The sequence below is a fragment of the Streptomyces sp. NPDC104307 genome (genome assembly GCF_055584045.1).
On the sequence record NZ_JBVJMU010000001.1, the window covers coordinates 1 to 11,835 of the forward strand.

7 protein-coding genes and 3 pseudogenes are annotated in these 11,835 nt (G+C 68.8%); 7 read left to right on the forward strand and 3 right to left on the reverse strand.

Annotated elements, in window-relative coordinates; all coding sequences use genetic code 11:
* Positions 1-570: 570 nt before the first annotated feature.
* From ACZ601_RS00005 to ACZ601_RS00025, 5 genes and pseudogenes are all read left to right on the forward strand, one after another.
* The gene (locus tag ACZ601_RS00005; RefSeq protein WP_469531528.1) at positions 571-2,973 is read left to right on the forward strand and encodes a helicase associated domain-containing protein; all 2,403 of its coding nucleotides are present in this window, start codon (positions 571-573) and stop codon (positions 2,971-2,973) included.
* A 214-nt stretch (positions 2,974-3,187) separates the two neighbouring features.
* Positions 3,188-3,628 (forward strand): TnsA-like heteromeric transposase endonuclease subunit, encoded by a 441-nt coding sequence (locus ACZ601_RS00010; protein ID WP_469533743.1) that lies wholly within the window; start codon positions 3,188-3,190, stop codon positions 3,626-3,628.
* A gap of 212 nt (positions 3,629-3,840) precedes the next feature.
* Positions 3,841-6,129 carry a Mu transposase C-terminal domain-containing protein gene (locus ACZ601_RS00015; protein WP_469531529.1) on the forward strand — a complete coding sequence of 763 codons (2,289 nt, stop codon included), beginning with the start codon at positions 3,841-3,843 and terminating at the stop codon, positions 6,127-6,129.
* Entirely contained in the window at positions 6,123-7,145 is a 1,023-nt protein-coding gene (locus tag ACZ601_RS00020; RefSeq protein WP_469533745.1) for a TniB family NTP-binding protein, read from the forward strand. The genes ACZ601_RS00015 and ACZ601_RS00020 overlap by 7 nt, the downstream gene beginning before the upstream one ends.
* Positions 7,146-7,911: 766 nt before the next feature.
* A pseudogene (locus ACZ601_RS00025) lies at positions 7,912-8,505 on the forward strand (helicase associated domain-containing protein); the annotation flags it as partial.
* A 201-nt stretch (positions 8,506-8,706) separates the two neighbouring features.
* Here the strand turns inward: ACZ601_RS00025 and ACZ601_RS00030 are convergent.
* Positions 8,707-9,534, reverse strand: a pseudogene (locus ACZ601_RS00030) (CehA/McbA family metallohydrolase); the annotation flags it as partial.
* A 174-nt stretch (positions 9,535-9,708) separates the two neighbouring features.
* Between ACZ601_RS00030 and ACZ601_RS00035 the strand changes: the two are divergent.
* A complete protein-coding gene (locus ACZ601_RS00035; RefSeq protein WP_469531530.1) occupies positions 9,709-10,074 on the forward strand; it encodes a hypothetical protein in 366 nt (121 codons plus the stop codon).
* Positions 10,075-10,164: 90 nt separating this feature from the next.
* Here the strand turns inward: ACZ601_RS00035 and ACZ601_RS00040 are convergent.
* Together ACZ601_RS00040 and ACZ601_RS00045 are read right to left on the reverse strand one after the other, a co-directional pair.
* Positions 10,165-10,384 (reverse strand): annotated as a pseudogene (locus tag ACZ601_RS00040) (hypothetical protein); the annotation flags it as partial.
* Positions 10,385-10,482: 98 nt separating this feature from the next.
* Positions 10,483-11,082, reverse strand: coding sequence for a TetR/AcrR family transcriptional regulator (locus tag ACZ601_RS00045; protein ID WP_469531532.1), 600 nt, complete (start codon positions 11,080-11,082; stop codon positions 10,483-10,485).
* A 109-nt stretch (positions 11,083-11,191) separates the two neighbouring features.
* On the opposite strand from ACZ601_RS00045, the gene ACZ601_RS00050 reads away from it, so the two are divergent.
* Entirely contained in the window at positions 11,192-11,764 is a 573-nt protein-coding gene (locus ACZ601_RS00050) for a hypothetical protein (RefSeq protein ID WP_469531533.1), read from the forward strand.
* The last annotated feature ends 71 nt before the right edge of the window (positions 11,765-11,835 follow it).

Here is an 11,835-nt window from a genome sequence, read left to right on the forward strand (position 1 = left end):
CCCGCGGAGCGGGTACTGCAGCGGCAAGCCGCTGCAGAGTGATTCGGCTTGCGCAAGCGCAAGCCGAATTCCCGCGCAAGCGCGGGAATGGAATTCCGCAAGCGGAATTCCCGAAGGGAGTATAATTCGCGCAAGCGCAAATTATGGCACCCGCGCAAGCGCGGTCGCCTGGGCTGGCTGTGAGGGGAGGTGCATCGTGCGCGGGCCTGTGTAGGGCTTGGGATTCTCGACCAGTACCTCCACAACGAGGGTGATGGTCCGTCGGCCCGATCGGGTGCCGGCTTCCCTGTAGTGACGGGCTCCGCTGCGCTCCACCCTGACCACTCCCCCATTCTCGAAGCCGCTCCGTCGCTGCTCAACAGCTCCCTATCGGCATACGCTGCGAATCGTCGTCCCGGGTGAAAATTGGCCAGGCGTCAGTCGTGGGGGAAACTTGTCTCGTGAGTGATGCATCATGAGTCTAGACTGTGTAGAATCTGGGTACAGACATCAGCACCCTCGGCACCCCGCTCCGCACTGGGTTTTCTTTACTGATTGCGCGCAGAATTTCGCCAGAAGGAGAACACAGAATTGGCCGTGAAACTGCGTGACCATCAGATTGAGGCCGTGGCCGCCATTGTGCGGGGTCTCGATGTCCCGCCGGGCGGTATCCCCGTCAACGGCCTACGCGGGCAGGTTCATGCCGCGTGCGGCACGGGGAAGACCGTCATTGCGGCGGCGTCGGCGAAGCGCATTGTTCCCAAGGGCCGCATTCTCGTTATGGTGCCAACTTTGGACCTTTTGACCCAGACGGTGCAGGCGTGGCGCTCCGCCGGGCGCGCGGGGCCGGCCGTCGCGGTGTGCAGCCTCACCGACGACCCGGATATGTGGGACCTCAAGGTGCGCTCCACCACCAACCCCGTGCAGTTGGCGCTGTGGCACGGCGAGGGGCCCGTCACCATCTTCGCGACGTACGCCAGCCTCGGTGTGCTGGCGGAGGCGTTCGAGGGCGTCTACGGGCAGCAGCTCGCGCCGATGGACCTTGCCGTGGTTGATGAAGCGCACAGAACAAGTGGCTCGATGGGTAAGGCGTGGGCGGACATCCACAATCAGCACGTCATTCCGGCACACCGACGGCTGTACCTGACGGCGACACCCCGGATCTGGCAGGAGCGCCCGAACGGGAAGGTCGCGGAGGGTGTCCGGGAGGCGCTGCCAAAGGAGATGGCGGCGAGCATGGATGACGAGGCGGTGTTCGGGCCCGTCCTCTACAAGCTCTCGTTGGCGTCGGCGGTGTCGCGGAAGCTGCTTGCGCGCTACCAGATCATCGTCCTGGAACTCCAGGACCCGGTGGTCACCCCGGACCGGCTGATGGGCGAGGAGCGGCGTAGCGAGGAGGTGCGCGGGCAGCGGCTCGGGGCGCTCCAGGCGGCGCTCCTGCACACGATGGAGCAGCACCAGTTGCAGACGTGCATCACTTTCCATCACCGGACGATAGAGGCCGCGGCGTATGCGGAGGGCTTGGAGCGGGTGGCGAAGCGGCTGCACGCGGACCAGCCCGAGAAGTACCCGGCTGAGGTGTGGGCGGACTGGCTGTGCGGTGAGCACGTGCCCGAGCGCCGGCGTGACGTCCTGGGGCAGTTCGGGTCCACTGCCCGGCGTGCGGTGCTGTCGAACTGCCGGGTCCTGGGCGAGGGCGTCGACATCCGTGCGGTGGACTCCGTGGCCCTGCTGGACCCGAAGGGCGCCCCGCACGACATCGTCCAGGCGATTGGCCGGGCGCTCCGTCAAAAGCCCGGACAGGGCAAAGTCGCCTCTCTGATCGTGCCGGTATTTCTCCAGCCTGGAGAAAAGCCGGAAGACATGTTCACCTCCGGATCGTATCGGCCTTTGGTGAAGGTTCTTGAAGGTCTACGGGCTCACGACGAAGAGGCAATCGAATTGCTCGCGATTCCGCAGGAACCGCAGAGGGACGCCGCGCAGCCGTCCGAGTACATCGGTCCGCCGCCCGAGGAAGACGAGGACGAATCCCGTCTGCTGCTCCGTTTTGCGGCTCCGCGGGATCCGGTGATGGTCGCGGACTGGGTGTCCTTCAACGTAATCGACACCGAACGCCAGGACTGGGCGCGCGGCTGGGTGAAGCTCAAGGCGTACGTCGAGCGGGTAGGGAACGCGAGGGTGCTCTACGGACACCGGGAGGGTGCGACACCCCTTGGGCAGTGGGTGGCGGAGCAGCGGCGGGCGTACAAGGCCGGAGAGATGAGCGGCCAACGCGCTCGGAGGCTTGAGCAGTTGGGCATGGTCTGGTCGGTCGTCGATGAGCGGTTCCAGGAGAACTTGGAGGCCGCGAAGGCGTACCACGAGGAGCACTGGACGCTGTGCGCGCCCCGGACGGCAACGGCGCTGGACCGGCCGGTGGGGCAGTGGCTGTCCAACTTGCGCCGCCCCGGCGCCCTGGAGGGTCACTCCGAGTGGGAGGAGGCGCTGCGCGAGGTCGATGAGGACTGGAACCCGTCGTGGCCGCCGGAGTGGCAGCGGCACTATGCCGTGGTGCGGGAGATGCTCGCCGAGGAGACCGTCCTCGGCTACGTCGAGCCGGGCGTCACCGTGCACGGGATGGACATCGGGAAGTGGCTGGCCAAGCAGCGGACACCGAAGGTCTGGTCGGGCCTGACGGACGGGCAGCGCGAACGCCTGGAGGCCATCGGCGTCGTACCGCTGGCGGCGGAGCTCGAAGCGCCGGCGAAGCCGTCCACGGCGCCGGTGAGCGCCTTCGAGAAGGGGGCGGCGGCCCTGGCGCAGTACAAGGCACGGGAAGGGCACTTGATCGTCCCACGGGGGCACACCGAACGGCTGGAGGATGGCACCGATGTTCGGCTAGGGGTGTTTTTGAGCAACAGTAAGAGCAGGCGCGGGAAGCTCACCACCGACAAACTCACCGCGTTGGCCGGCCTCGGGCTCGACTGGGCCGCAGAGCAGACTGAGCGCGGCTGACAGCGGTCTGCGGGTCAAGGGACGCCCCCGCAGGACCGGCGGGCCCGGAACTGCGGCAGGCGTTTTCCCGTTGGCTTGTTACGCCCATTACCGGATGAGCCGATCATTCGTTTGGCTCTGTGTGCGGAACGCGGAAGCGGGATGGGATGCAGCAAGGGCCGGGCCGGCTGATGTCGGAGCTGTGGACGTACGGTTCTTGGCTGCGGGCGGGACGATGCAGTGTTCGCCGTGGTCGGCGGCGGCCGTCGAAGTGGCCTTCGAGCAGTGTCCGCCGCTGAGTCGGTTTCCCGTCCGCAAGGGCAAGCGCACGGCGCCGGGATGGTGGTGGTCGGCGACCACTGGGCGGCTCGTGCACTACGGGTCGGGGGCTATGCGGCTGCATCTGATGCTGCTCGATCGCGATCCACGCGTCCAAGGTCTGGCCGGCCGGCCGCTGGAGCTGCGGTGGCGTGCGCCGGGCGGAGTGCGTACGCATCTCCCGCAGGTGATGCTCCGGTTAGCCGACGGCCAGGGGGTCTTGGCGGACTGCACCGCCGCAGGGGGCTTTCTCAGCGTCAGCGGTCCCTCGCGGCGGCGGCCGGCGAGGTGTGTGCGGCGGTGGGCTGGCGGTACTGGGTGCTGGGGCCGGTCGATCCGGTCTACCGGCGCAACGTGACCTGGCTGTCCGGGTACCGGCATCCGCGCTACCGCGGAGGACAGCAGCTGGCCGCGGCATTGCGGGAGTCGTTTCGCCGGCCGTACGCCCCTGTGGGAGGGCGTGCGCCAGACCGGGGATCCGATGGTGGTCCTTCCCGCGCTGTTCCATGCTCTGTGGGCGGGCCAGCTGTCCGCCGATCTGGGCGCGCCGATGCATGAGCGGATGCCGGTATGGGCGCAGGCGGCGTGATGGGGGCACGGGGCCGGGGGCCCGGCGGTCCGGTGGTCGAGGTGGGGTCCCGGGTGCGGTTCGAGGGGCGGACCTGGACGGTAGCCGCCCTCCATGGCGGCCAGGTGCGGCTGATCGCCGAGAACGGAGAGATGGCGGCGCTGCTGTTGTCGCTGTTGTTCGCCGACGAGGGGTTCGGAGTTGCGGCGGCACCCGCCGCCCGCCGGGTGCCGCCGCTGGGCTTGCTGAAGTCGCTGCCCGCGCCGGTGCGGGAGCGGGCGTTGGCGTGGGAGCGGCACGTGCGGGAGGTGGAGACGGGGCGCCCGGGCGGATCCGCTGCGGCTGGCCCTCCGCGGGGTGCGTACGACCCGGATGCGCGGACGCTGGCGCAGCGGGAGGAGGCGAAGGCGGCGGAGCTGTCGGCGGCAGGGATGCCCACCAGCGCGGTGACGGTGCGGCGGATGCGGGCCCGCTACCGCAGCGACAGGGTGTGGGGACTGGTGGATCAGCGGGCCGCCCGGCCCCGGTCGGCGCTGGGGCGGGCGGATGAGCGGGTGGTGGCCGCCCTGCTCGAGGTGCTGGAGGCCGGGCAGGAACGCTCCAGCGGGACGCTTGGGCGGTTTCGGGTGTATACCGAGCGGCTGCTGGCCGAGCAGCACGGCGACGGGTCGGTGCCGCTGCCGTCACCTGCGACGTTCAACCGCCTCGTGCACGCCCTGGCCGACGGGTGCGGGCTGCTGGGCAGTGCGCGGCAGCGCCGCTGGCGCTCGGCGCGCCCGGCTCCCCCGTTCGTTCCCACGACGGTGATGGCGCCGGGCGAGCTGGTGATGATGGACAGCACCCTGCTGGATGCCTTCGTGGTACTCGACGACGGGGTGGTGGAACGGCCCGAGCTGACCATCGCGCTGGATGTGGCGACCCGCAGCATCTGCGCGGCCGTGCTGCGCCCGAAGGGAACCCGCAGCGTGGACGCGGCGCAGTTGCTGGCGCAGATGATGGTCCCCGCGCCGATGCGGCCTGCATGGCCCCAGGCGCTGGCGATGGAACGTTCAGTGATCCCGTACGAGCGGCTGCTGAGCGTGGACGCCCGCCTGGAAGGAGCCGCGGCACGGCCGGTCATCACCCCGCAGACCGTCGTGGTCGATCAGGGCAGCGTGTTCGTCTCGTCCTCGTTCGTCGCCGCCTGCGGGTCGCTGGGCATTTCCCTGCAGCCGGCGCCGCCGGGCAACGGGCCGGCCAAAGGGCATGTGGAGCGCACGTTCTCCTCGATCAACACGCTGTTCGCCCAGCACGTGGCCGGCTACACGGGTTCCCACACCGGCGAGCGGGGCCGGGACACCGAAGGCGAGGCGGTATGGACGCTCGCCCAGCTGGACGACCTGCTGCAGGAGTGGATCATCTGCGGGTGGCAGGCGCGCGAGCACGACGGCCTGCGGCACCCGATGATGCCCCGCCGCGCTCTGTCGCCGAACGAGATGTGGGCGGCACTGGGCGCCGTGTGCGGATACGTCCCGGTCCCGCTGGGGCGCGAGGACTACATCGAGCTGATGCCCGTCAAGCGGCAGAAGATCAACGATTACGGCATCCGCATCGACTACCGCACCTACGACCACAAGACCCTTAACCCCTACCGTGGCGAAGCCTCGCCGGCGGCGGACGGCCTGTGGGAGATCCACTACAACCCGCACGCGCCCGACGAGGTATGGGTGCGCCTGCCCAAACCCGGCCGCCCGCGGGGGTACGGGTGGGAGGCTGTGCCGTGGATCCACCGCACCCTGGTCAGCGCCCCGTTCACCGACTTCACCTGGCAGCACGTCAGGAGCACCGTCACCCAGCGTGGCAGCCGCGTCCAGCACGAACACGACCTTGCCCTCGCCCTGTGCGAGCTCCTGGAACGCGCCGCCGCCGGACACGGCAGCCGCCGGGACAAGGTCGTCGCCGCCCGGGCCCGCGCCCACGGCGCCGCGAACGAGGGCGGTGCGGTGTGGGGAATCCTGTACGGCCAGCAGCCGCAGACAGCAGCCGATGGGCCCGACGAGGACGACGGCTTCGACCACGGCGAGGAGGCCTTCGCCGAAGACGCAGAGACGGAGGCGGGGGAAGCCGACGCCGCGGGTGAGTACCAGCCGCCGGGGCCCGCCGGCGCCGCGGGTGAGTACCAGCCGCCGGGGCCCGCCGGCGCCGAGGGCTTGGCCGGAGTCGGGGCCGGGGACAACAAGGGCCAAGCAGGTCCGGCGCGAGATTCCTCCGTCACGGTCTACGACCCCTTTGAGGAGTCGCTGCGCTGGTGAGTAGCTTCTCCGAGGACAGCGCGGGGTTCGTGCCCCTGGGCCCTCCGACCGTATGGCAGGGCTGGGACGCCTTCGTTCACCAGGTGCCGGCCTCCGCCCGGGAGGCCGACGATCCCGTCTGGTCCCAGACGGAGCGCGAGGATTACCACTCCGAACTCGCTGTCATGCGCACACCGGCCATGGACAGCGTCTTCACCACCGTGCGACGGCTGCTGCTGGTCAACCGCCGCCAGCAGGCGGGCGCCCGGCGCGGCCTGATCATCTCCGGTCCGGCCACCACCGGGAAGACCACCACGATGATGGCGCTCGGACGTTCCTTCCACCTCGCCGACCAGCGCCAGCACCCCGGACGGGCCGAGCACAGGCCCGTGCTGTTCATCAGCGTGCCGCCCGCCGCCACCCCGAAGATGCTCGTCAGCGAATTCGCCCGGTTCCTCGGCATGCCCATCACCGACCGCCTCAACCAGACCCAGATCACCAGCGCCGTGTGCGACCTTCTGTGCGAGCTGGGCACCCAGTTGGTCCTCATCGACGACGTCCACCTCCTCGACACCCAGCGGCGCGCCGGCGCGGAAACCTCCGACCAGCTCAAGTACCTCGGCGAACGCATCCCGGCCACCTTCGTCTACTCCGCGATCGACATCGAGACCTCATCCCTGCTCAGCGGAGTACGCGGCGCGCAGATCGCCGGCCGCTTCAAGATCTTCCGCCACCGCCCGCTGGCGTACGCGACCGAACAGGACCGGGCTGTCTGGAACGACCTCGTACGGGCCATGGAAGACCTGCTGCGGCTGCGCGCGCACCGGACCGGAACCCTGGTCAAGCACGCCGCCTACCTCCATGCCCGCACCGCAGGGCGGATCGGCAGCCTCTCCCACCTCATCCGCGAAGCCGCCCTGATCGCCCTCACCGAAGGCACCGAGCGGATCACCAAGCAACTGCTCGCGGAGGTCGAACTCGACGCAGCCGCCGAGGCCCAGGCCCGGCCGGCCCGGCCCGCACGACGGAAGCAGTAGGGCATCCGAAATGGCGCACCGGTCCAGCACGCCCACACCGGCTCGCCTGCCCCGGGGCAGGCGAGCCGGACGCGAACGGGCAGCATCCGGCAGGATCGTGCCCACCATGAGCGGCGGCGCGGCAGGACGCATCGCTCCGCTGAGCGGGGAGCTGACGCTGTCGTTCCTGACCAGGATCGCCGCCCGGTACCACCTCGGCATCCGTGACGTGCTCGCCGCCGTCACCGACGTCGGCGGCCAGCAGAACCTCACCGGGATGCTGTACCCGGACAGCGAAATCCACCTCAACGCCCAGGCCCGCGCAAGCGTTTCCGCACTCTGTCACGTTCCGCAGCACGTGCTCGAGCAGGCGCTGCCCGCATGGACGAGGGAAGAGCCGAGCGGAAAGTACGGGAGCGGCCCGGCCGGGCGGCTGATGCGTGGTGAGGAGGTCGTCGCCGCATGGGGGCCGGCCTGCCCCGCATGCACCGCCGCCCGCACCGGACGAGACATCCCCGCATGCCGGTACCTGGCACCCGAGGAACGTGTGTGCGCGCGCCACCGCTACTGGCTCCTGTACCTGCCTCACACCAGCGGGCTGCCTGTGCCCCTGGGCCGGTGCCTGGAGGTGATCGAGGCCCAGCGGCGGCATGTCCGGCTGCTGCACCGCTCCCCCGCCGCAGCGGATGCCTTCGAGGTCGCCCGCGCCATCACGGGCTCCTGGTGGGAGCAGCCTTGGCCGAGCGAGGAACAGCGTTGGCCAGCTCGTCTTGAGGTCACGCGGCCTATGGATGCCGATGCCGGCTGGTGGAAGGTAGCCGCTCGTGACCTGATCACTTACCCCGAGGCTGTTGCCCTCGCAGGCCTGCTGGCCGGCCATCCCTTGCAGGAACGCACGATCACCGAATCGGGCGGCCATCTGCCCTATCGGTTGGGCGAACTACCCGGGTTGCTGGCCGAGCTCGCCGACCAGCTCGGAAGGTCGTGGCTGCCCCGCCACCTCGCCACCGTCACCCACGGGCCGCTGTTCACCTGGGCCCACTCCTGCGCACGCACCCGCGCCGACCCGGCACCCGCGGCGCAGCGAACACTGTGGAAGGTGTACTCGGCCCACCGGCCCCGCCCTCTCAGCGACCTCCTCCCCCGCCCTGCGGCCGCCGACGGTACCCCGCCTGCACCCGGACCACCCGCCAAGCGGCTGCGCGGCCACAGTCTCCAAGCCGAGCAAGCCTTCCAGACAGGCCTGGCCCAGGCCCACGCCTACCACCAGCAGCACGGTCATCTGGCCGTGCCGAAGGAAGACGTCCCGCATGGCTACCCACTGGGCCAATGGATCGCTAACTTGCGTAGCAGCCACATCAGAATGCCGGCCCACCAAGCCGCCGCTCTGAACGGCGTCTATCCCTGGTGGAACGTGCCGTGGAGCACGCTGTGGCAGCGCACCTGGCACCAAGCCCGCGCTCACACCGCAGCCCACGGCCCACTCCAGGTGAACGTTCCCACGATCGGTGTTGAAGCTGACGGTCCCCGTCGGGACGCCTCGTACTGCCGCAGGGACTTCCACCTGCCCACCATGAGCCGCAAGCCGCTCTCCAGGCCCGGCAACGCACCCATCGGCATGGGCGGTGAACGACACGTCCACATCAGCCGATTCGGCGATCCAGCTGCGGCCGGCGCGGATCCCGGCCAGGACTGCCTCTGTGCTCAGTTCCTCGGCGAAGACCACGGTGTGAGGGTTCCCGATCTGCCCTTCCAAGTGGGTGTCGCTGTTGCCCATAGCCGGCCTCCACGAGCCCGTCTGGAGGTCCGCCGCGAGGCTCCGCCCCCACTCGGCCAGGGCCGCCTCGTTGTCAGCGTTCCAGGGCCGGTCCGAAGCCCACAGCCCGTTCCACACCTCCACCACGTCGAAGCCGAGGAAGGGGAACGTGAAGTCGCCTGAGGGGTAGGGCGCATGCGGATGCGCGGCAACGCACAGTCCCCCTGTTCGGTGGACCTGGTCCAGGCACTTGCCAACCAGTCCGTCCCTGAAGTGATGGTTCCAGTCGACGACCTCGCCGGGATTGATGCCGAGCACGAGCCAGTGGCCGGTCTTCGTGGTCACCTCTTCGCCGAGAAGAATCAAGAAGTCATCGGCGGCGAGGTGCCCCCAGGTACCTGGGGCCGCGGCTGAGTTGTGCTCCGTCGTCGCGATGAAGTCGAGCCCGGCCGCGCGCGCTCGGACGGCCAGCTCTTCGGGAGTGAGTTCCCCGTCCGAGTGGACGGAGTGGACATGGCAGTCCCCGCGGTACCAGGCCGATCCGCGCCCGACCGCCCGCGTCGACGGGAAGCTCACACTCGACAAGGTTCTCCCCCAGAGTTCTATCGAGCCAACGCGCCACCGGGCCAACCCGTTCCATCGCTCACTGAGCACCCATCTCAGTTGAGACGTCAGACCAAGATCTCATTTCGGGTTCCGGTCGGTCCCGTGCCCACGCGCAGGCGCTGAGTTCCGCTCTCGCGCTGCGGGGGGGGACGCCGATTTACGACGATCACGTCTGGGGCCAAGAGCCTGTCTCTCAGATCCGTCTGTGGGATCGTCGTACTCATGATCGAATCCTGGGTTGTTGATGACGGCAGCGCTGTGCAAGTGGTACTGGAGACCCTCCGGGCGAGAATTAGCGAAGGGCGGCTTGAGACATGGCTGACCAGTTCGTCCGGCCGCAAGTTGGCCTTCGTGACCAATGGCGAGCGCGCGATGGTGGTGCTGATGAACGGTGAGAATGATGCTGGCGAGCATGCCGTCGACCCTGGAGCTGAGGGATCGAGCGACGGTTTCGTTCTGTCCAATGGGCAGTACGACGAATACCCGGACGTGGACACTGTGCCGCTTGAAGAGGCGTTCAGGATCGTCGACCACATCGTCAGCAGTGGGTCTTGGCCCGCGGACGCGCGCTGGACGGTCGATCGTTGACCGCGCCAGGTATTGCCGGATCCAGATGAGGATGGCGGCAAAGTGGAGTGTGGCCTGAGCGGGCGTCCTCCTGCGCTGCCCCGCCGGAGGCGGTGCGTCACCGGCCTGGCCTGCGGTGATGTGGGAGCTCAATGGTCGTGCCTGGCCGTCACTGGCAAGGTGAACTTCGTGATCAGGCCACCACGTGAGCGTCCGAGTGAGGATCGGTCCCCAGGTGCCGTCAATAGCCCACCGGGTCAGGCGCTTGTGCGCGGTCCCACGCGATGGTCTCAAGGGTTCGGCAGTTGCCACCCCATCGTCGTCCGCGGACTTGTCCGGTCGCATGTGACTGCTTCGCTCCCGGGCTGTTGATGTGGGCACGGGCCTGCGACCTGCACAACCGCGTCCTTGTCAGGCATGCAGCAGGACTCAGCCTGCCGGAAGTGCTGCGGAACGCGCCTGCAGGATCCCTTCGACGCCCTCCAGGAACGTCTCGGTGATCAGTCCCGGATCGGAGAGGCATCCGGCGGCCATGGCTCCGTCCCGGAGCATGACGAAGTGCCGTCCCGCCGCTTCGGCGGGCGCGTCTCCGACCTGTGCCAGCAGGTCCGTGGCGGTGTCGAGGAACCACTGCCGGTGTGCGAGAACGGCCTGGTGGATCGGGTGCGCCGGATCGGGATACTCGGCTGCGGCGTTGAGGAAGGCGCAGCCGCGGAAGCCCTGCGACCTAATGCCCTCCGCGATGGAGCAGCCGACCGCGCGTACTTTGTCGTCCGGGGTTCTGCCGACCGCCTGGGCGGCCGACACCTGTGCTCTGATGCCGTCGTCGGCCAGTTCGAGATAGGCGAGGACGAGATCTTCCTTGCCGGAGAAGTGGCGGTACAGGGTCGCCCGGGTCACCTGCGCTTCCTCAATGATGCGGTCGACGCCGACGGAGTGGATCCCCTCGGCGTAGAAAATCCTGACCGCCGCCCCGAGCAGCCGCTCCCGGGCCTCGGAGGTGCTGTTCTCTTTTGTCTTCCGGCTCATGGCTCCACCCTACAACCGAGGGAGAACGTTCGGTCTTGACATGGCGGTCAGAGCACCCAATGATGAAAGAGACCGAACGTTCTCCCTCGTCATGGAAAGCGGTTGCGCCATGGACACCGTCGTCAGCAAGCCCGTTCCCACCGCAGCGGTCCCGCTCCGGGCTGCTCTGCGTAAGCTGTATCTTCTGCGTTTCGCGTTCGCCGCCGTCTGGGCAGCCTTGCTATTCATGACGGCCGACACGCTGGGCCCGCTCAGCGGGACACTGCTGGTGCTCTATCCCCTCTTCGATGCCGCCTGCGCGGTGGTCGACCTGCGCTCAACCCCGGCGGGGAACGGTGCGGCCAAGCGGCTGTGGGTGAACATCGGGCTCAGCGTTCTCACCGGCATCGCCCTGACGGTCGCGCTCACCTCCGGGATCCCGGCCGTCCTGCGGGTCTGGGGTGTCTGGGCCGTCACGGCGGGCATCACGCAGCTCGCCGTGGGTCTGGTCCGGCGCCTGGCGGGCGGGCAGTGGCCGATGATCGCGAGCGGGGCCATCTCCACCCTCGCCGGCGCGAGCTTCCTCCTCCAGGCCGGCAAGGACGGCGCCACGCTCACGAATCTTGCCGGGTACGCCTTCCTCGGCGGCGTCTTCTTCCTCATCTCCGCGCTTCGCCTCAAGTCCGCAGACCGGAAGAACTGAACGCCCGTCGACACCTATGGGAGGCATGATGACGGGGTGAAGTCGCGAGATTTCTGGCTTCGTTGAGTGGT